This window comes from Sphingomonas panni, assembly GCF_022664435.1.
GTDB lineage: Bacteria > Pseudomonadota > Alphaproteobacteria > Sphingomonadales > Sphingomonadaceae > Sphingomonas > Sphingomonas panni.
The window spans coordinates 246,790-267,055 of the sequence record NZ_JAKREU010000001.1; the positions used below are offsets into that span (position 1 = coordinate 246,790).

The 20,266-nt window shown below is 67.4% G+C and carries 13 protein-coding genes; 8 read left to right on the plus strand and 5 right to left on the minus strand.

Annotated features, from left to right (window positions below; all coding sequences use genetic code 11):
• Nucleotides 1-103 precede the first annotated feature (103 nt).
• Nucleotides 104-2,533, minus strand: coding sequence for an alpha/beta hydrolase family protein (locus tag MF609_RS01300; RefSeq protein ID WP_242414525.1), 2,430 nt, complete (start codon nucleotides 2,531-2,533; stop codon nucleotides 104-106).
• A 488-nt stretch (nucleotides 2,534-3,021) separates the two neighbouring features.
• Here MF609_RS01300 and MF609_RS01305 point away from each other — a divergent pair, with 488 nt between their 5' ends.
• Entirely contained in the window at nucleotides 3,022-3,327 is a 306-nt protein-coding gene (locus MF609_RS01305; RefSeq protein WP_242414526.1) for a hypothetical protein, read from the plus strand.
• A gap of 62 nt (nucleotides 3,328-3,389) precedes the next feature.
• Here the strand turns inward: MF609_RS01305 and MF609_RS01310 are convergent, their stop codons facing one another.
• Nucleotides 3,390-4,277 (minus strand): aldo/keto reductase, encoded by an 888-nt coding sequence (locus MF609_RS01310; protein ID WP_242414527.1) that lies wholly within the window; start codon nucleotides 4,275-4,277, stop codon nucleotides 3,390-3,392.
• A 169-nt stretch (nucleotides 4,278-4,446) separates the two neighbouring features.
• On the opposite strand from MF609_RS01310, the gene MF609_RS01315 reads away from it, so the two are divergent.
• The 6 genes from MF609_RS01315 to MF609_RS01340 all read left to right on the plus strand — a co-directional run bounded on the left by MF609_RS01315 (nucleotide 4,447) and on the right by MF609_RS01340 (nucleotide 13,609).
• Nucleotides 4,447-5,571 carry a succinylglutamate desuccinylase/aspartoacylase family protein gene (locus MF609_RS01315; RefSeq protein ID WP_242414528.1) on the plus strand — a complete coding sequence of 375 codons (1,125 nt, stop codon included), beginning with the start codon at nucleotides 4,447-4,449 and terminating at the stop codon, nucleotides 5,569-5,571.
• Between the two features lie 130 nt (nucleotides 5,572-5,701).
• Nucleotides 5,702-6,898, plus strand: coding sequence for an aspartate aminotransferase family protein (locus MF609_RS01320; RefSeq protein ID WP_242414529.1), 1,197 nt, complete (start codon nucleotides 5,702-5,704; stop codon nucleotides 6,896-6,898).
• Nucleotides 6,895-8,316, plus strand: coding sequence for a succinylglutamate-semialdehyde dehydrogenase (gene astD / locus MF609_RS01325; RefSeq protein WP_242414530.1), 1,422 nt, complete (start codon nucleotides 6,895-6,897; stop codon nucleotides 8,314-8,316). The genes MF609_RS01320 and astD overlap by 4 nt, the downstream gene beginning before the upstream one ends.
• A complete protein-coding gene (locus MF609_RS01330) occupies nucleotides 8,313-9,329 on the plus strand; it encodes an arginine N-succinyltransferase (protein ID WP_242414531.1) in 1,017 nt (338 codons plus the stop codon). Before astD ends, MF609_RS01330 begins: the two co-directional genes overlap by 4 nt.
• A gap of 21 nt (nucleotides 9,330-9,350) precedes the next feature.
• Entirely contained in the window at nucleotides 9,351-10,727 is a 1,377-nt protein-coding gene (gene hglS / locus MF609_RS01335; RefSeq protein WP_242414532.1) for a 2-oxoadipate dioxygenase/decarboxylase HglS, read from the plus strand.
• On the plus strand, nucleotides 10,727-13,609 hold the full coding sequence (locus MF609_RS01340) for an FAD-binding and (Fe-S)-binding domain-containing protein (protein ID WP_242414533.1): 2,883 nt from the start codon (nucleotides 10,727-10,729) through the stop codon (nucleotides 13,607-13,609). Before hglS ends, MF609_RS01340 begins: the two co-directional genes overlap by 1 nt.
• A 137-nt stretch (nucleotides 13,610-13,746) precedes the next feature.
• Here the strand turns inward: MF609_RS01340 and MF609_RS01345 are convergent, their stop codons facing one another.
• Both MF609_RS01345 and MF609_RS01350 read right to left on the minus strand, forming a co-directional pair.
• A complete protein-coding gene (locus MF609_RS01345) occupies nucleotides 13,747-14,199 on the minus strand; it encodes an Lrp/AsnC family transcriptional regulator (protein ID WP_242414534.1) in 453 nt (150 codons plus the stop codon).
• Entirely contained in the window at nucleotides 14,186-16,177 is a 1,992-nt protein-coding gene (locus tag MF609_RS01350; protein WP_242414535.1) for an isoaspartyl peptidase/L-asparaginase, read from the minus strand. The genes MF609_RS01345 and MF609_RS01350 overlap by 14 nt, the downstream gene beginning before the upstream one ends.
• A gap of 77 nt (nucleotides 16,178-16,254) precedes the next feature.
• Here MF609_RS01350 and MF609_RS01355 point away from each other — a divergent pair, with 77 nt between their 5' ends.
• A complete protein-coding gene (locus MF609_RS01355; protein ID WP_242414536.1) occupies nucleotides 16,255-19,062 on the plus strand; it encodes a TonB-dependent receptor plug domain-containing protein in 2,808 nt (935 codons plus the stop codon).
• 82 nt (nucleotides 19,063-19,144) lie between these two features.
• Here MF609_RS01355 and MF609_RS01360 read toward each other — a convergent pair whose 3' ends face one another.
• Nucleotides 19,145-20,059: a LysR substrate-binding domain-containing protein gene (locus tag MF609_RS01360; RefSeq protein WP_242414537.1), complete on the minus strand. Its 915-nt coding sequence runs from the start codon at nucleotides 20,057-20,059 to the stop codon at nucleotides 19,145-19,147.
• Nucleotides 20,060-20,266 lie beyond the last annotated feature (207 nt).

Below are 20,266 nucleotides of genomic sequence, written 5' to 3' on the forward strand. Positions count from 1 at the left end.
CCGCTTCGGATCACAGCAACGACTTACGGATTTTCCGCAATTTCCAAGATGCGGTCCAACGTCACCATGATCTCCGTTATTTCGTATTCTATATTCGGCGAGACTATTCTGCCCGCTTCGGATCCGCCACCTTCGGCTTCACATAACGGTCGAGCCAGTCGGTCATCTGCCACAGCGTCTCTTCGGTCGATTCCAGCGCGCGATAGCCATGGGCTTCGTTGGGCAGCACGACATAGCGCACCGTCGCGCCATTGCCTTTCAGTGCGGCATACATCCGCTCCGACTGGATCGGGAAGGTGCCGCTATTGTCGTCCGCCGCGCCGTGGATCAGCAGGATCGGTTCCTTGATCCTGTTGGCGAAGGTGAACGGACTCATCTCGGTATAGGTCTGCGTCGCCTGCCAATAGGTGCGCTGCTCCGCCTGGAAGCCGAACGGGGTCAGCGTCCGGTTATAGGCACCCGACCGCGCGATGCCGGCACGGAACAGGTCGGTATGCGCCAGCAGGTTGGCGGTCATGAACGCGCCATAGCTGTGCCCGCCGACCGCCATGCGGCTGCGATCGGACACGCCCAGCTTCACCACCGCATCGACCGCCGCCTGCGCATCGTCGCGCAGCTGCTGGACATAGGTGTCGTTGGCCTCCGCGCCGTTCTCGCCGATGATCGGCATGGCGGGGTTGTCGAGGATCGCATAGCCCTGCGTCAGCAGGAACAAGTGGCTGATCCCGCGCGGCCGGACGAAGCGATTGCCCTGGTCGACCGTCTGCCCCGCGACCTTGGCATCGGTATATTCCGCCGGATAGGCCCAGAGCAGGGTCGGCAGCGGCCCGTCGCGCTTCGCATCATAGCCGGCGGGCAGGTACAGCGATCCCGACAGCGGCAGGCCGTCGGCGCGATTGTAGGTGATCGTCCGCTGGGTGACGCCGGCCAGCGCCGGAGCCGGATCGGCAAAGTCGGTCAGCGGCTTCGCACTGCCGCCCCTGACCGATCGCAGCATGTAGTTGGGGGCGAGCTTCGCGCTTTCGCGGCGGGTCAGCATCCGCTGCCCCTTGTCGTCCAGCAGCGCGACGACGGTTTCGTAATAGGGTGCCTTCGCAGTCCACAGCCGCTTCGCCTCGCCCCCGGCCACCGGTTGCGCGGCGAGGAACGGAAAGGCCCCGGCCTTGGTCGCGCCGTCGCCGGTGACATAGACCGCGTCGCGCGCGGGCGTGAAGCGCATCACGTCCTTGCCCGCCGCATTCTCGTCGGTCATCGGAAAGCCGGGATCGCCATATTGATCCTGATAGTTGCGCGTCAGCAGCGTCCGCGCCTGTCCCGGGCGCGCCGGTGCGACGGCAAGGCGATGTTCGGTCCGCGTGCGCCATTCGCGGTCGATCACCATCGCGAAGTCGTCATTGCCCCAGAAGATGGTCGCGAACCGCGCCGGCGTCTGCGCCAGTTCGACCGGGGCGGCAGTGAACGGGGCCGGCTGCATCAGGATGCGGTCGTGGAACGCCACCTTCGCCTTGGGATCGCCGCCGTCCAGCGCCTCGGCCCATACCAGGGTCGCGGGGGCGTCGGAACGCCACACCGCCTCGCGCGGGCCCTTCACCGTCGCGTCGAAATCGACCGGCAGGTCGTCGGCCAGCGGCCGGTCGACCAGCGTCCGGACCGGCTGTCCGTCGATCGTCGCCACCGCGATCTCGGTCGGGAAATAGCTGGCGGGCAGCAGATAGCTGTAGGGACGCTTCAACCGTTCGGTCAGCAGGTAGCGACCATCGGGCGATACGCTGAAATCGGTAATCAGCCCCGGCTGGCCGATCGGCTTCGTCGCGCCGGCCAGGTCGATCCGCATCAGCTGTCCGGTGAAATAATGGTCGAACAGCGCCTCGTCGGTCGCGTTGCGCAACAGATCCTCATAGGTCCGCGCCGCCGAGGTGCGGCCCATGCTTTCCTGCACCACCGGCCCGGTCGGCGTCGCATCGGCAACCGGCGCCGCCCCGCGCCCGGCGGGCACCATGGTCGCGATCAGCGCCTTGCTGTCGGGCGTCCACGCGAACGGCTTGCCGAACGCCCCGTTCAGCCCGCGCGCGACCATGCGCGCGCTCCCGTCACGCTCGGCGATCCACAGCGACAGCGCATTCGCCTCCTGCACGTAGAATGCCAGGCGCGTCCCGTCCGGCGACCAGTCGGGCGCGGCAAAGCGCGTCCCGGCGGGCAGCTTCACCGCGACGGTGCGCCTGGTAGCGATATCCTTGAAGCTCAGTGCATTCAGCCATTGGACGCGCATTTCCGCCTGGCCGTTGGTCGCGGGATCGATGCGATAGCCCGCCAGCCGCAGGATCGGCTTCGACAGATTGGCGATGCTCGGCAGGTTCTCGCGCCCCAAAATCGCCAGCGTGCGGTGGTCGGGACTGACCGCGACCGAGGGGGTCGGCGGCGTTTCCAGTATCTTTGCAATGGCGTCCGGCGCGCGGTGATAGCCGGTGGCCGGCTCCTGCGCACGGGCGGTCGTGGCAAGCAGCAGAGCGATCAGACAGGCACCAGCGCGCATTCGTAACCCCTTATGGTCGTTTACGCCGATCCTGACATGGGCAGGCGCAGGGCGCTAGGCGGTTGCGGGGATCGGCGCGGTGCCGGTTCAGCGCATTCATGCCTGCGCACCAATCGACCGTACCCCGGCGAAGGCCGGGGTCCAGTTGGGAAAGCCTTCCCGTATCTCACCCACGTGCCCCGACTGGACCCCGCCCTTCGCCGGGGTACGGTTTTCGAATGTTCCTCCGGCTATCGCCTGCGCGGGGATACGCTCGGTCGCAGGTCGACTTTTGGACCAAGTAGCAGGAATTTTGCGGGGAGCTGGCTCGAAGCGAATTGAATCTACAAACATGTAGCGAAATTTACAACCTTATGGCGGCAAATCCCACAGCTACACCTGTAGTCAATCTCTAAGTCGTTGATATTGCTATCTTCGTAAAACTGGCACGGCAGCTGCAATGTGGTTGGCATCACCGGAACCAACCGGAAATTCAGGGAGCCAACATCATGACCGCCATCCGTTTCGCAGCTTCGATCGTCCTCGGCCTGGTTGCCACCACCTCGGCTTTCGCCGCCGAACCGAATGCCGCTCCGGCCCCCGTCGCGACCAGCGTTGCCGGTGCCGGTGCCGTCGCCACCAGCATCACGCTGGCCGCCGGTCCCGCCGCCGTCGCGTACAAGGCATCGCCCAACGCCCGCTACTGCTTCCGCACCGAAACCACCGGCAGCCGCATTCTGACCAAGGTCTGCAAGACGCGCGGCGAATGGGAAGACCGCGGCGTCGATCTCGACCGCGCCCTCGCCGGTCGCTGATCCTTTCCGTCCGGAACGCCGAAGCGGCCGCATCCTCCATCGGATGCGGCCGCCGACGCGCGTCAGGGGAGCGTGGTGCCCATCCCCGCCTGCAGCACCGCATACCATTCGGTTGGAGTCCAGCGCACGCGATACGCCCCGGCCGCGGCACGGATGCGGTCGGCATTTTGCGACCCGACGATCGGGATGATCCCCGCCGGGTGGACCATCGCCCATGACAAGGCGGCGGTCGCGGCATCGACGTCGAAGCGCTGGCCATGATCGCGCAGCAGCAGGGCCGCCGGATGATCGCCGCCGCTCAACCGCCCCCCGCCCAGCGGCGACCATGCCAGCACGGCCATCCCGCGCGCCATCGCCTGATCCAGCACCCCGTCGAACAGCGGATCGGGGTGCAGCGGCGAGAATTCGGGCTGGGTGCTGAGGATCGGCAGCCCCAGAAACGCCTGCAGCGCATCGACCTCGGCCGGGCTGTGGTTCGACACCCCGATCCCACGCACCTTGCCCTGTTCGACCATGCGCGTCAGGCTGGCGGCAACCTCCTGCGGATGGGTCAGGAAGTCGCGGCGATGGATCTGGTACAGGTCGATCCGCTCGATCCCCATCCGGCCGAGCGAGGCATCGACCGCCTCCGCCAGATACGCGGCGTCGGAGCGATAGGGAATGCCCGGACGGATGCCGCCCTTGGTCGCGATGACCATCGCCGCGCGCAGCGACGGCGCCTCGGCCAGCACCTGCCCGAACAGCGTCTCCGCCGATCCGAAGCCGGCCGGCGTATCTGAGCCATAGATATCGGCGGTGTCGAACAGGGTAATCCCCGCCTCCAGCGCCGCCTCGACCAACGTGCGCGCCGCGGCGACCTCGCCGGTGAAGCGCCACATGCCCCAGGCGAGGGGGGAGACGCGGATATCGCTCTTGCCGAGCGGGCGGGGCGTGGGATCGATGGTCAGCATATTTCCCTCTCTAGGCGTCAAGGCGTTGGCGGCAATGCGGAAATCCCCGTAAGCGTACATTGCCCGCCCGACCGCTATGACCGGCACGCATAAGGACATGACAGATTATCGCTTGGCCGCGCCCGTAACGACATGCGACGCGGGTGGTTCGCCGCCCTGGAGAACCATCATGTTCCGCCACCTGCTCGCCCTGCCCCTGCTGTTTGCCACCCTGCCCGCCGCCGCGCTGCCGGGCGCACCGGGTGACCGGATCGACGGGTCGGCGGTGATCGAGAAGCTCGACGTCGCGACCCTGCCCGCCGGCAAGACGCGATTGTGGCTGCGGGTCGACGACAATGACGTCGGACAGGGCTATTATGTGCCGATCGTGGTGGTGAAGGGGGTGCAGGCCGGTCCCCGCTTCCTGCTGACCGCCGGCATCCATGGCGACGAACTGAACGGCATCGGCGTGATCCACCAGCTGGTCGAAAGTCTCGATCCAGCGACGATGAAGGGTACGCTGATCGCCGTACCGGGACTGAACGCGCCGGGCCTGCGCAATTCAACCCGCGCCTTTACCGGCGGGCATAACGGCAGCGGCGACAATCTGAACCGGCTGATCCCGCGCGACCCCCATGCCCATGGTGACGAAGGCAGTGCGGCGCAGCGCTACGCCGGGCGGCTCTGGTCGCGCATCTTCATCGGCAATACCGACTTCGCGATCGACCTGCATACCCAGTCGCGTGGCGGCACCTATCCCGCCTATGTCTTCGTCGCGACGCCGGCCGCCAAGCCGATCATGATGCTGCTGCGCCCCGACAGCGCCTATATGAATGCCGGCTATGACGGCGCGGTCGAGGACATGCTGAACGCCAATGGCATTCCCGCCGTCACCTACGAACTGGGCGGCGCGGAGGTGTTCGACCGCGCGATGATCGACCGGGGCCTGCGCGGCGTGCGCAACGTGATGATCGACCGCGGGATGCTGCCGGGCAAGCCCGACCTGCGCGACCCCGAACCGTTCCTGGGTAACGTCGTCACCAATGTCGAAAGCCCGCGCGGCGGCTGGGCGCAGGTGCGCGTGACGCTCAACCAATATGTGAAGAAGGGCGATGTGCTCGCGGTCGTCACCGACCCGTTCGGCCGGACCATCGCCACCCTCACCGCCCCGCTCGACGCGCGGGTGGCGGGGATGGGCACCGACCCGCGCACCCAGCCGGGCGACATGGTCGTCCGCCTGCTGTCGTGGGACGACAGCCTGCCGTGCAAGCGCGACGGGTGCCCGTCGACCGTCACCCCGATCAAGGCACGCTAAGCCCGTTATCTTCATTCCCATTGCTCATCAACAGATGATGCCAATGCGTTTGTTCATGGCCGTCCGAGGGGCCAAATAGGGCGGCAGCCTGACCCGCCAGTGCATTCCCGAATCCGTAATAGGAGCCGTCATGACCGATCCCCTGATGAACCTGTACAACCGCGCACCGATCGCGGTGGATCGTGGCGAGGGCGTGTGGCTGATCGATACCGAGGGGCGGCGCTATCTCGACTGCGTGGCGGGCATCGCGACCGACGCGCTGGGCCATGCCCATCCCGCTTTGGTCGCCGCGCTGACCGAACAGGCAGGCAAGCTGTGGCACGTCTCCAACATCTTCCGCATTCCGGGACAGGAGGCGCTGGCGCAGCGGCTGGTCGATGCGTCCTTCGCCGATTGCGTGTTCTTCGCCAATACCGGCACCGAAGCGGTCGAATGCGCGATCAAGACCGCGCGCCGCTATCATCATGTGAACGGCCAGCCCGAGCGGATCGACATCGTCGGCTTTGCCGGGTCATTCCACGGCCGCACCTATGCCGCGATCAACGCCTCGGGTAATGCGGGCTATATGGAGGGCTGCGGCCCGCGCCTGCCGGGCTTCGTCCAGCTGTCGATCGATGACGCGGCGGCGATCGAGGCGGCCATCGCCAGCCCGACCACGGCGGCGGTGATCGTCGAGCCGGTGCAGGGCGAGGGTGGCGCCCGCGCGCTGACCGGCGAATGGCTGCTCCGCCTGCGCGAACTGACGCGCAAGCACGGCGTGCTGCTGATCCATGACGAGGTGCAGAGCGGCATGGGCCGCACCGGCAAGCTCTTCGCGCACCAGTGGTTCGATGGCGCGGCGCCTGACATCATGGCGCTGGCCAAGGCGCTGGGATCGGGTTTCCCGGTCGGTGCCTGCCTGGCTACGACCGAGGCGGCGAAGGGCATGACCCCCGGCGTCCATGGCACGACCTTCGGTGGCAATCCGCTGGCCATGGCGGTCGGCATTGCCGCGTTCGACACCATCGCGAACGAGGAAACCCTGGCCCATGCCCGTGCGGCCAGCGCCGATTTCTTCGATCGGCTGGAGGCGCTGCGTGGCCGTTTCCCCGATGTGATCGCCGAAGTGCGCGGCAAGGGGCTGCTGATCGGTCTCAAGATGATCCCGAACAATCGCGAGTTCATGGGAATTGCGCGCGACCATGGCATATTGGTCGCGGGCGGCGGCGAGAATTGCGTGCGCCTGCTGCCGTCGCTGCTGATCTCCGGCGAAGAAATTGCTGAGGCGGTCACCCGGCTGGAAGCAGCGTGCGTCGCGGCGCGCGGGCTGATGGCGAAGGCGGCATGAGCGTGCTGACCTCCACCTGCCCGGCGACGGGCGACACCGTCTGGACCGGTCCGGTCGCCAGCGGCGCGGATGTCGACGCAGCGGTCACCCGCGCCCGTGCGGCATTCCGCGACTGGCGGCGGACGCCGCTTGAGGAACGCGTCGCCATCGCGCGCGCCTATGCCGCCGTGCTGAAGGCGCGCACGGCCGACCTCGCCGAGCTGATCGCGCGTGAAACCGGCAAGCCGCTGTGGGAAGCCACGCAGGAAGTCGGCACGATGGTCGGCAAGGTCGAACTGTCGATCGCCGCCCAGGCCGAACGCGCGGGTGAAAAGCGCAGCACGATGCCGTTCGGCGAATCCGTGCTGCGCCACCGCCCGCACGGGGTGATGGCCGTGCTGGGGCCGTATAACTTCCCCGGCCATCTGCCCAACGGCCATATCGTGCCCGCGCTGCTCGCCGGGAACACGGTGGTGTTCAAGCCGTCCGAACTGACCCCGGCGGTCGGCGCGGCGATGGCGGACGCCTGGGGCGAAGCCGGTCTGCCCGAAAACGTGTTGCAGGTCGTGCAGGGCGCGCGCGAAACCGGCGCGGCGCTGGTCGCGGCCGATATCGACGGGCTGCTGTTCACCGGATCGGCGACGACCGGCGCGCATTTCCGCCGTGCCTTTGCCGAGCGGCCCGACGTGATCCTTGCGCTGGAACTGGGCGGCAACAACCCGCTGATCGCGTGGGACGGCGACGTGACCGAGGTCGCGGCGCTGATCGTCCAGTCGGCCTATATCACCACCGGACAGCGTTGCTCCTGCGCGCGCCGCCTGATCCTGCCAGCGGGCGCGTTCGGGGATGCGGTGGTGGAGGCGGTCGCCGCGCTGATCCCGCGCCTGCCCATCGGTCGCTGGGACGAGAATCCCTATATCGGCCCGCTGATCTCCGACGCCGCCGCCGCGACCGCCCGCCGCCAAGTCGCTGCACTGGAGGCGGCCGGGGCGCGCGCCATCGTACCGTTCGGCGGGATCGAAGGGCGCAGCGCCGCCTTCGTCACGCCCGCGCTGCTCGACGTGACCGGCGTGACGGTGCCCGACGAGGAGATTTTCGCAGCCGTCCTGCAGGTCGTCCGTGTCGCGGACTTCGATGCCGCCGTCGCCGCCGCGAACGACACCCGCTTCGGCCTGTCCGCCGGACTGCTGACCGACGACGATGCGCTATGGGAGCGTTTCGTGCTCGATGCGCGCGCGGGCGTGGTCAATCGCAACCGCCCGACCACAGGTGCGGCGGGGGCTCAGCCCTTTGGCGGGATCGGCGATTCGGGCAATCACCGCCCCAGCGCCTATTATGCCGCCGATTACTGTGCCTATCCGATGGCGAGCTTCGAGGCGGGCAGCGCGGCGGGCAATTGGGACGCGCTGAAACCGGTATTGGGAGCCGGTGCGGCGTGACGATCGTCTTGCGGGCCGCCGGCGGGCACGACCTGTCGGCGCTCTATGCCATGGCGCAGACCACCGGCGGCGGGTTCGTCAACCTGCCGCCGGACGAGGCCAAGCTGGCCGAGCGACTGGCCGCCGCCGATGCCGCCTTTGCACGCGACACCGACCGCTTCGGCGTCGACCGGTTCCTGTTCGTGCTGGAGGATTTGGGCAGCCAGGCGATCCACGGCACCTGCCAGATCTTCTCGCATATCGGCACCGACGCGCCCTTCTACAGCTATCGCATCGACCGGCACGGCGCGGACCATGCCGTGCTGGGCCGGTCGGTCGACCATACGACGCTGACCATCTGCACCGACCATGCCGGGTGCAGCGAGGTGGGCGGACTGTTCCTGCGCGCCGATGCGCGTGCGGGCGGGGCGGGCACCTTGCTGGCGCGCAGCCGCTATCTGTTCATCGCGATGCACCGCCCGCGTTTTGCCGACCGGACCATCGCCGAATTGCGCGGCGTGGTCGACGAGGCGGGCGAGGCGCCCTTCTGGGACGGGATCGCCGCGCGCTTCTTCGGCATGGGCTTTGCCGCCGCCGATGCGTTCAACGCGGAGCATGGCACCCATGTCCTGGCCGGGCTGCTGCCGACGACGCCGGTACTGCTGGCGATGCTGCCCGACAGCGCGCGCGCCGTGCTGGGTGTCCCCCACCCCTCCGGCCGCCCCGCGCTGCGGCTGCTGGAGAAGGAGGGGTTTCGCCACGACCATTATGTCGACCTGTTCGACGGCGGCCCGACCGTGACCGCCGCGACCGACGACATCGCCACCATCCGCGCGGCGCGCACCGCCATCGTGCGCGCGGTGGGGCATAGCGACGACGCCATACCGACCATCGCCGCCGCCGGTCGGCTGGCGGGATTTCGCGCCTGTTTCGCGCGCATTGCGCCTCAGGGGGACGGCATCCTGCTTGACCCCGACGCCGCCCGCGCGTTGCATGTCGGGATCGGCGACACCCTTACCCATGCCCCGCGCTGACCCTATCTGTCCGAGGTGACCATGACCCACAGCTTCACAGCCCCCGACGCGATCCGCACCCGCTTTTCCGAAGCGATGTCGGCCATGTACCGCGCCGAGGTGCCGCTATACGGCGACCTGCTGTCGATCGTGGCCGATGTGAACGCGCAGGTGCTGGCCGACCGCCCCGAACTGGCGGCGAAAATGGCGGCGGCGGGCGAACTCGACCGGCTGGACGTCGAACGCCATGGCGCGATCCGGCTGGGCAGCGCGGCGGAACTGCACAGGATGCGCCGTGCCTTTGCGGTGATGGGGATGCATCCGGTCGGCTATTACGACCTGTCGGTGGCGGGTGTGCCGGTCCATTCGACCGCCTTCCGCCCGGTTGACGACGCCGCGCTCAACGCCAATCCGTTCCGCGTCTTCACCTCGCTGCTGCGCCTCGAACTGATTGAGGATGAAGCGTTGCGCGCCGAGGCGGAATCGATCCTGTCGACGCGGCAAATCTTCACCAAAGAGGCCATCCGCCTGATCGAGAAGGACGAAGCGCAGGGAGGACTGGACGAGACCGATGCCGACCGCTTCGTCGCCGCGCTGCTCGAAACCTTTCGCTGGCACGGCGATGCACGGGTCGACGCCGCAACCTATGACCGGCTCCACGACGCGCACCGGCTGATCGCCGATGTCGTGTCGTTCCGGGGACCGCATATCAACCACCTGACCCCCCGCACGCTCGACATCGATGCGGCGCAGGTGGCGATGCAGGCGAAGGGAATCGCGGCCAAGGCGGTGATCGAGGGGCCGCCGCCCCGCGCCGTCCCGATCCTGCTGCGCCAGACAAGCTTCAAGGCGATCGAGGAGGGCGTGACCTTTCCCGGCGACCGACAGGGCCACCACACCGCCCGCTTCGGTGAGATCGAACAGCGTGGCGCGGCGCTGACCGCCAAGGGGCGCGCGCTGTATGACCAACTGCTGGCGACCGCGCGGGGTGAGCAGGGATCGCAGGGCGACAGCTACGCCGACCGACTGGCCCTCGCCTTCGCCGCCTTTCCCGACACGGCGGAGGCTCTGCGCGAACAGGGGCTGGCCTGGTTCCGCTACGAGCTGACCGAGGCCGGGCAGCGGCTGGTCGCGACCGGCGTACAGCCGGCGGGCGATATCGATGCATGGCTGGCGGCGGGTTATGTCCGTGCCCAGCCGATCGTGTACGAGGATTTCCTGCCGGTCAGCGCGGCGGGCATTTTCCAGTCCAATCTGGGCGGCACCGAACAGCGCAGCTATGCCGCGTCCGCCGCACAGACCGCCTTCGAGGAGGCGTTGGGCGACAAGGTTCAGGACGAACTGACGCTCTATGCCGAGGCGCAGGCCCGATCGATAAAGCAGGTGCAGGGCGCGTTGCGCGGAGTGGCGGCGGCCTGATGGCGGCGGTTGCGAACCTGCTGCGCCGCCTCGACCAGGCGGGCTTTGCCGGTGATGCCGAGGACGGCATCGGCGCGCGGCAGGTCGCATCGACCGATAACAGCATCTACCAGGTTCGCCCGGCGGCGATCGTCTATCCGCGCACCGGCGACGACGTGACCCTGCTGGTGCGGACCCTTGCCGATACCGGCCTGTCGCTTACGCCACGCGGCGGCAATACCGGCACCAACGGCCAGTCGCTGAACGACGGGATCGTCGTTGATTTCGCCCGCCATATGCGCGGGATAAGTGCGTTCGATCCCGAGACGAACACCGTCACGGTCGAACCGGGCGTCGTGCTGGACCAGCTGAACGCCTTCCTCAAACCCCATGGCCGCTTCTTTCCGCCGATGGTGTCGACTGCCAGCCGCGCGACGATCGGCGGGATGGTCGCGACCGATGCGTCGGGCAAGGGATCGCGCCGCTGGGGCAAGACGTCGGATTATATCGCCGCGATCGACCTGACCCTGTCGGACGGGACGCCGTGGCGCGCCGAACCGATGACGCGCGCCGAGGCAGAGGTCATTGCGGCGGGCGGCGGCATCGTTGCCGATATCCACCGCGAGGCGCTCCGTATCGTGACGGAGCGCGCCGACGATATCGCCGCGATCTTCCCGGAGATGAACCGGGGCCTGACCGGCTATAATCTGCAAAAGACCTGGGACGCCGCCGCCGACCGGTTCTTCCTTGGCTATCTGCTCGCCGGGTCGGAGGGGACGCTGGCGATCACCCGCTCGATCAGCTTGCGGGTCGCGCACAAACCGAAAAAGCGCGCGCTGGCGGTCATCCGCTATGCCGCCTTCGATACCGCGATGCGCGACGTCCAGCGCCTGATCGCCGCCGATCCGGTCGCCATCGAGATCCTCGACGACAAGGTGCTGGGCGTCGCGCGCAGCGACATCATCTGGTCGAGCGTCGAGGGGCTGCTGGGCGGGGCGAGCGACGCGCCGGTGGCGGCGATGAACTTCGTCGAATTCACCGCCGACGACGATGCGACCATCGACACGGGGCTTGCCGCGCTCGCCGATATCGGGCCGCAGGGTGACATGCGCATCGTCCGCGACGATGCCGCCATCGGCCAGCTCTGGACCTTGCGGGAGAAATCGGTCGGCCTGCTCGCCCGGCTGGGCGGCGCGCGGCAGGGCATTCCCTTCGTCGAGGACACCGCCGTCCCGCCGGAAAAGCTGGCCGATTTCGTCGCCGAGTTCCGCGCGCTGCTCGACGGCCATGGCCTCAACTATGGCATGTTCGGCCATGCCGATGTCGGTTGCCTGCACGTTCGCCCGTTCCTCGACCTGCGCGATCCCGCACAGGCCGTGCTGATCCGCCCGATCTCCGACGAAGTGGCGCGGCTGACCAAATCCTATGGCGGGTTGCTGTGGGGCGAACATGGTCGCGGCTATCGCGGTGAGTTCTCGCCGCTGTTCTTCGGCAGCCTCTACCCCGAACTCCAGGCGCTGAAGGCGGCGTTCGACCCGCATAATCGGCTCAACCCCGGCAAGCTCGCCGCGCCCGCCGGGCAGCCGATCGACCGGATCGATGGCGTTCCCTTGCGCGGCGAGGCCGACCGCCGGATCGACGCGACGCGCTCCAAGGATTTCGACCGCGCGGTCGCGTGCAACGGCAATGGCGCGTGCTTTGCGTGGGACTCGCTCGACGTGATGTGCCCGTCCTACAAGGCAACACGCGACCGCGCGCAGTCTCCAAAGGGCCGTGCGTCGTTGTTGCGCGCCTGGGCGCGGCTGGATTCGATCGCCGAGCCGACCCCGGCGGAAGTCGCCGAACGCGATGCGCTGGCCGCCGATACGCAGGCGTCGCTCGCCACCTGCCTGTCGTGCAAGGCGTGTACGACTTTGTGCCCAGTGAAGGTCGACGTCCCCACGATGAAGTCGCGCTTCGCCGAGCGTTACTGGGCCAAGCGCACCCGCCCGCTGCGCCACCGCGTCGTCGCGCAGATGGAAGCCATGCTCGCCGCCGCGCGGAAAATGCCCGGGATCGCCAATGGCGTCGCCGGCAGCGACCGCGCAAAAGCCGCGCTGGAACGCACGCTCGGTTATGTCGACCTGCCCGCCTTCGCGGTGGCCGACCCGCACACCCTTCCGCCTGTCGTGTCGAAGGCTAGGATCGACGCGCTACCCGCCGAGGCGCGAGCGAACATCGTAGTGCTGGTCGAAGACAGCTTCACTGCCAGCTTCGACGGCCCGCTGGTCGCCGCTGCCGGGCGCGTGCTGGCGGCGTGCGGCTATACCGTGCTGCGCCTGCCGCCGCGCAACAATGGCAAGGTGCTGCACCTGTTGGGACTGCGCGAGCGCTTCGCCCGCATCGCCGCCAAGCGCGTGGCGGAGGCGAAGGCGTTTGCCGATCTGGGCGTGCGGCTGGTCGGGCTGGATGCCGCCACCGCGCTGATGTTCACCCAGGAATTTGCCGAGATGACCGGCGACAGCGTCGAGGTTGCCGGGCTGGAGACCCTGCTGGCCGAGGCGGTGCGACAGGGCCGCATACCCGCCGCCGCCCGCGCCGTTCCGCCGCAGCGCCTGCTGGGCCACTGCACCGAACAGGCGCTTCGCCCGCAGGCGCTGGCGCTTTGGGCAGAGGCGCTGGCTGGGTTCGGCATCGCCGCCCAGCCGACCAAGACCGGTTGCTGCGGCATGGCCGGGCTGTTCGGACATGAGGCGCAGAACCAGAAACTGTCGCGCGACATCTTCGCGCTCAGCTGGGCAGAGGTGACGCAGGACGAGGCGATGCTCGCCACCGGCTTTTCCTGCCGTTGCCAGACCAAGCGCCTGACCGGCCGCCGTCCGTTGCATCCGGTGGAACTGATCGACCGGGTCTTGGCGGGATAGGTTCCCACCTTCCCCCATTGCTCCACACGTCATCCCAGCGAAGGCTGGGATCTCCCTGTGGTAGCGCGGGACAAGAGCCGCTTGAGGCCCCAGCCTTCGCTGGGGCGACGGTTCGGGTCGAATGTTCATTGCGCTCCCTACCGCCGCAACCGCGTCGCCAGCACCACCGCCGACATCGTCCGCCCGATCCCGGCCAGCCGCCCGATCGCGTCGATCACGTCGTTCAGCCGTTCGAGGCTCGGTGCTTCGACCATCGCGATCAGGTCGTACTCGCCCGCGATCGCGTACAGCCCGGTCAGCTCGGGGATCGCGGCCAGTGCCTCGTTCGTCTCGTCCAGCAGCTTGGGCAGAGTCGTCATCATCACATGCGCGCGCACCATGCGGCGGTCATGCGCCTCGCCCAGCCGCACGGTATAGCCGTCGATCGTCCCGTCCTGCTCCATGCGCGCGATGCTGGCATAGACATGCGCGCGCGACACATTCAGCACATGCGCCAGTTCGGACACCGGAACGCGCGAATCCTGCCGCAACAGCGCCAGCAATCGCGCGTCCAACTCGCGCTTCGACGGGTGGGGGTTATCGGCCGACATCCATCTCTCCCGCATAGATGGCGGTACGTGGGGATTGGTCATCCGATACGCTACCACGATACATGCCGTCGCTATTCATGGCGAAGGCGATGTGTCCGCGACCGTCCATCGCGATCAGCCCGCCATCGCCGCCGATCTCGCCCACCTCCTCGATCGTGTCGCTGGCCGCCGTGGCGATGTCCTGTCGCTTCCACTGCACCCGGTCGCAGATCTGGCGCGCGGCGACCTGTCGGATGAAGAATTCCCCGGTGCCGGTCGCCGACACCGCGCAGGTCTGGTCCATCGCATAGGTGCCCGCGCCGATGATCGGCGAGTCGCCGATCCGTCCCCAGCGCTTGCCGGTCAGGCCACCGGTCGAGGTCGCGGCGGCCAAATGCCCGCGCTGGTCGCGCGCCACAGCGCCGACCGTGCCGAAACGGTGCGTCGGATCGAGTGCGGCATGCTCCTCGTCGCGCTTCCACGCCTGATATTCGCGCCAGCGCTTCTCGGTGCGGAAATAGGAGGGGTTGACCTGCTCCACGCCCTGTTCGCGCGCGAACTGGTCGGCGCCCGCCCCGGTCAGCAGGACATGGCGGCTATGCTCCATCACGGCGCGGGCCAGCAGGATGGGGTTCTTGGTGGCGCTGACCCCGGCGACCGCACCCGCGCGCAGGGTCGCCCCGTCCATGATCGCCGCGTCGAGCTGGTTCTTGCCCTCTGCGTCGAACACCGCGCCGCGCCCGGCGTTGAAGTGGGGATCGTCCTCCAGCACGCGCACCGCCGCCTGCACCGCATCGAGGCTGCTGCCGCCCTTCGCCAATACCGCCGAGCCAGCGGCCAGCGCCGCGTTCAGCCCGTTGCGATAGGCCCGCTCCTGGTCCGGCGTCAGCGACCCCTTCGGAATCACGCCTGCCCCGCCATGGATCGCCAGCGACCAGTGGCCGCCGGGCGGCAAGGGCGCATCGATCAGCCTGCCCGCGACCACCTTTGCCGTACCGACGAATGCAGCCTTCGACACCGCCATGGTGTTCAGGTCGATCCTGTCCCCCGGCGCGATGCCGGTAATGCGGATATCGGCCCAGTCCAGCGGTTTGCCCGGTGTCAGCTTCGGGATGCCTTGCGGCTGCACCAGCCAGGCATGGGTGTTTGCCGGGCCGTAGAAGGTCGCTTGTCCGTCCGCCTCGACGCACAGCGTGCCCGCTTCGTCGACGCCCAGCCCGATCGCGGTCGGATCACCGGTCGCGCGCGCCTTGGCCACGAAGGCGATCAGCCGCCCGAGCCGGTCGCGCTCGTTGAAGTGCGTGTCGGTGATGACATGGGCGAGGCGCGGCATGTGCAGGAAACCATGGACCAGCGTCACCGCATCGCCCAGCGGATCGGACAGCGCCTTGAACGAATCGATGCTGCCGCCGTCCATCGCGCCGTAAGCCGTGCCGCCCAGCACGGCGAGGCCGGCGCTGGTGCCCGCGATCGGCTTGCCCGCCGCAACATGCGCGTCGAGCGCGCGGGCGACCGGCGTCCCCTGCCAGAAACGGACATATTTCGCCTGGTCGCCGCCCGCCAGAAAGATGCCGTCCGCCTTGGCGATCGCGGCCAGTACGCGCGGGTCGGTCGATGCGGCGCGATCGGTGAACAATATGGTCGACACCGACTGGACGCCTGCCATCGTCGCGAACATCTCGCGCCCGCCCTCGCCATCGCCCGATGCGCGAAGGATCAGGATGTGGCCATAGCCTGCCTTCTTCGCGAACCATGCGAACGCCTGTTTGTCCCAGTCGCCGCCGCCCATCAGCATCAGGCCCTGTGACGGGGTCGCGGGCCGGGGCTTGGCCGGATCGCCGGTCACGAAAAAGCGCGCGCCCTTTACCGAATCCGCCGCCTGTTGCGCCCGCACCATCGGCGTCGCCGATGCAATTCCCCCGCATATCAATGCGATGCCCATCACATAGTGTCGCAACGCCACACTCCCCATCAAAATATCGGCCCGCCCGATCAACATGAAGTTTTTATGTTTCAATATGTCAGAAGTCCATGGCATTATGATTACGTATCGGGGCTTGATCGGGGAGCATTATAATGCGGGGGAACGGAATCGCGCGTTGGCTGGCGGGTACGGGGCTGGCGGGTACGGGGCTGGCGGTCACGGGCATGATGGCGATGGCGGGCAGCGCGATGGCGCAGGACCTGCCGACGACCACGCCGGGCGCGGACGCGTCGGACGAGATCGTCGTGCTGGGGTCGCGCATCCCGCGTGTGCAGAAGGAAGGGCCGGCACCGGTCACCGTCGTCACGTCGGAAGACATTTTGAAGGGCGGCTTCCTCAGCGTCCCCGACGTGCTGCGCAGCCTGACCCAGAATAGCGGCGAGACGCAGGGCCAGCAGAGCGCATCGGGCGCCAGCTTCAGCCCCGGCGCGCAACAGGTCGACCTGCGTGGCCTCGGCCCCAACCATACTTTGGTGCTGGTCAACGGTCGCCGCATCGCCGACTTTCCCCTGCCGTTTCAGGGCAACAGCAACTTCACCGACATTTCCAACATCCCCGTCGGCCTGATCGAGCGGGTCGAGGTGCTGAGCGGCAGCGCCTCGGCTATCTATGGCTCCGACGCGATCGCCGGCGTCGTCAACTTCCAATTGAAGACCAAGCCCGACGGCACCCGCATCGACCTGCGCTACAGCGATACCGACCATGGCGGCGGTGAAGCCTACCGGCTGATGGCGACGACCGGCTGGGAAATCGGGGGGTTCCACGGCGTCGCCGGCATCGAATTCCTCAACCAGCGCCCGCTATGGCAATATCAGCGCAAGCGACAGGATTCGACCGCCGACAATCCCACCACCGCGACCCCGCTGGCGCAGCGCACCTTCCTGCGGTCGGACGAGGATGCGAACTATATCGATCCGGGTCAGGCGACCTGCGCGTCGCTGTCGTCGCTCAATCAGGGTACGATCTATTACGCCAATCGCCGCCGCTACGGCCAATTCTGCGGCAGCAACGAATCGGTCGCCTACGGTACGATGATTTCGGAGCGCAAGTCGCTCACCGCCTATGGCTCGATGGGCTATGATCTGGGCGGCGGCACCGAACTCTTCGCCGACCTGCAGTTCAGCGTGTCGAAGCTGAAGCTCTTCCGCCGGGTGAAGAGCTGGTATTATGTCTCGCCCGACGGCAATGAAGAGGGCACCTTCTTCAACCCGAACCTGTCACCCGACGACACCGACAGCGGCCTGCAACTCGACAATTGGACGCGCCAGTTCACGCCGGAGGAAATCGGCGGGTTCGAAAACGGCATGACCCGCAACCGGTCGATCACCTTCAACATCACGCCCGGCATTCGCGGCCAGTTCGGCCAGAACGACAAGTGGAAGTACGAGGTGTCGTTCAACCACGCGCAATACACCTCGCGCGTCACCTTCCCCGAAATCGTCATCTCCAAATCGAACGCGCTGTTCCTGGGACAGCAGCAGGGTGTCGATCCGGCCACCGGCTATGCGATCTTCAATGCCGATGTCCGCCGCCTCTACAAGCCGCTGACGCCGGAGGAATATCGCTCGATTGCGGTCGATTCGCTATACAAGCCGCGCTCGTGGACCGACACGCTGGCCGCATCGCTCAACACCACCGACCTGTTCCAGCTGCCCGCCGGCCCGGTCGGCTTCGCGCTTGTCGCGGAGGCCGGAAAGCAGGGCTACGACCTCAACCCCGATCCGCTGACGCTGACCAACTATTATGTCGGGCTGGTCGATTCGGACGGCAGCGGGTCGCGCAGCCGCTGGGGCGCGGGCTATGAATTCCGCGTGCCGGTGCTGTCGTTCCTGCAGCTCAGCACCGCCGGTCGCTATGACAGCTTCCACATCGCCGGCAATAATTTCGGCCGCTTCACCTATAATATCGGCAGCGAACTGCGCCCGACGAAGCGGCTGCTGCTGCGTGCCGCCTATGGCACCGGCTTCCGCGCGCCCGACCTCAACTATGTCTTCCGCGGCCCGGGCAACACCCACCCGTCCGCCACCGACTATTATCTCTGTCGCGTCGAGGAGCCGAACGAGACGATCGGCGATTGCAGCTATTCGGACCAGACGATCATCGCCCGCAAGACCGGCAATCGTCAGCTTCAGCCCGAAACCTCGACCTCGCTCAACGCCGGTGTGGTGTGGCAGCCGTCGAACCGTATCGACCTGTCGGTCGACTATTTCCGGGTGAAGATGAAGGATCAGGTACGCGACATCAGCATCGATTCCGTGCTGCGCGATGAATCGCGTTGCCGCGCGGGCGGCGGTGCCGATGCGACCTCCCCCACCTGTCGCGACGCACTGGCCCGCGTGATCCGCTACACCAGCGGTGCGCTCGCCGGACAGCTACAGGCGGTCGCGGTCAACCCGATCAACGTCGCGGAGGAAACCACCGACGGCATCGACATCGCCGCCAATTTCCGCCTGCCGACCGCCGCGATCGGCGAATTCACCCTGTCGGGCGGCTATACCTATGTCTTCAACCACACGGTGCGGCAGTATCCGGGCGATCCGATCATCAACAAGTTCGCGCTCGACAGCAATTTCGACATCCCCCGCGAAAAGGGTACCGCCAGCCTGACATGGAGCCTCGGCGACTTCTCGACCACGCTGACCGGCCTGCGGCTGGGCAAGCTGCCGAACTACGACCAGGACGCCTTCATCAAGGAAAGCTACCTGTTCAACCTGTCGGCCCGCTACGATCTGAACGAACGGCTGCGCCTGACCGGCACCGTCACCAACCTGTTCGATCAGGCGCCGATCCACGATCCGACCTATGCCTCCTATCCCTATTACGACATTTCGTGGTTCGACGGGATCGGCCGCAGCTATGCGGTGCAGTTGACGTGGAAGATGGGGGGACGGCCGCTGTAACGGGAACGTCCCTCTCGTCACCCCGGACTTGATCCGGGGTCCCGCTTCTTCTTTTCCGAAAGCGGAACCCCGGATCAAACGCTCACGCTTCCGCCTTCGCCTCGTCCAGCAACCACTGCCGGAACCGGTCGAACAACGGGCTGTGGCTGCTGCTGCGCGGCCACACCAGATAATAGGCCTCCGACGCGCTCAACGTCACATCGATCGGCATGACCAGTGCGCCCGACTCCAGCTCCGGCCGGATCAGGAAGGACGGGATCAGCGCCACCCCCATGCCCGCCGCCGCGGCATGGGCCAGCATCAGGAAATGCTCGTACACCGGCCCCTCGCCGATCGCCGCATCGGCCAGCCCCGCCGCCGCGAACCACCGCCCCCACGCATCGGGCCGCGCCTCCAGCGAAAGGAGCGGATGCGCCAACAGGTCGGCGGGCGTCGCCACCGGATTGCGCGCCAGCCAGTCGGGTGAACACACCGCCACGACATCCTCATGGAACAGCAGCGCATGGTCCGCCCCGGCCCAGTCGGGCAGCCCGAAATGGATCGCCGCATCGAACCGCTCCTCGGCGAAGTCGAACGGATAGGACCGCGCGGCGAAGTTCACCAGCAACTCGGGATGACGCGCGGTCAGCCCCGGCAGGCGCGGGGCCAGCCACCGCATCCCGAAACTGGGCAAAGTCGCGATGGTCAGCGCGCGGTCGGCGACCGGCGTCAGCAACCGCCGCGTAGCGCTGCGCAACCGCTCGACCGCCGGTCCCACCGCCTCGGCATAGGCCAACGCGGCGGGCGTCGGCGTCACCCGCCGCCCGCGCCGTTCGAACAACGCGACGCCCAGCCAGTCCTCCAGCAACGCGATCTGACGGCTGATCGCACTCTGCGTCAGCGCCATGCGCTGCGCCGCGCGCGAAAAGCTGCTGGTCTCCACCGCCGCCAGGAAACTGGCGAGCGCGGGGAGCGGCGGCAGTTCGCGGCGATGGACGTCGTGATGATCGTTGGGCATGAGCGGCGGCCGGAGTGGGCAGAGGTTCGGTAGGCCAAAGCTGGCATTCGATCCGCGTTACCGCAAGTGCCAGATGCGAATTGTACATGTGTCAAACACCCCGCACCACCCACTCCGTTCGGTTCGAGCAGCTTCGAGCTTGTCGAGAAGCGTCGGTCGAGAACCCTGCGTTCGGGGCACCCCCTTCTCGACTGCGGTTCTCGACAG

Excerpts from the sequence above, each read along its gene's own strand:
- MF609_RS01300 (WP_242414525.1), bottom strand. The coding sequence starts at position 2,533 with ATGCGCGCTGGTGCCTGTCTGATCGCTCTGCTGCTTGCCACGACCGCC.
- MF609_RS01305 (WP_242414526.1), top strand. The coding sequence starts at position 3,022 with ATGACCGCCATCCGTTTCGCAGCTTCGATCGTCCTCGGCCTGGTTGCC.
- MF609_RS01310 (WP_242414527.1), bottom strand. The coding sequence starts at position 4,277 with ATGCTGACCATCGATCCCACGCCCCGCCCGCTCGGCAAGAGCGATATC.
- MF609_RS01315 (WP_242414528.1), top strand. The coding sequence starts at position 4,447 with ATGTTCCGCCACCTGCTCGCCCTGCCCCTGCTGTTTGCCACCCTGCCC.
- MF609_RS01320 (WP_242414529.1), top strand. The coding sequence starts at position 5,702 with ATGACCGATCCCCTGATGAACCTGTACAACCGCGCACCGATCGCGGTG.
- astD (WP_242414530.1), top strand. The coding sequence starts at position 6,895 with ATGAGCGTGCTGACCTCCACCTGCCCGGCGACGGGCGACACCGTCTGG.
- hglS (WP_242414532.1), top strand. The coding sequence starts at position 9,351 with ATGACCCACAGCTTCACAGCCCCCGACGCGATCCGCACCCGCTTTTCC.
- MF609_RS01340 (WP_242414533.1), top strand. The coding sequence starts at position 10,727 with ATGGCGGCGGTTGCGAACCTGCTGCGCCGCCTCGACCAGGCGGGCTTT.
- MF609_RS01345 (WP_242414534.1), bottom strand. The coding sequence starts at position 14,199 with ATGTCGGCCGATAACCCCCACCCGTCGAAGCGCGAGTTGGACGCGCGA.
- MF609_RS01350 (WP_242414535.1), bottom strand. The coding sequence starts at position 16,177 with ATGTTGATCGGGCGGGCCGATATTTTGATGGGGAGTGTGGCGTTGCGA.
- MF609_RS01355 (WP_242414536.1), top strand. The coding sequence starts at position 16,255 with ATGCGGGGGAACGGAATCGCGCGTTGGCTGGCGGGTACGGGGCTGGCG.
- MF609_RS01360 (WP_242414537.1), bottom strand. The coding sequence starts at position 20,059 with ATGCCCAACGATCATCACGACGTCCATCGCCGCGAACTGCCGCCGCTC.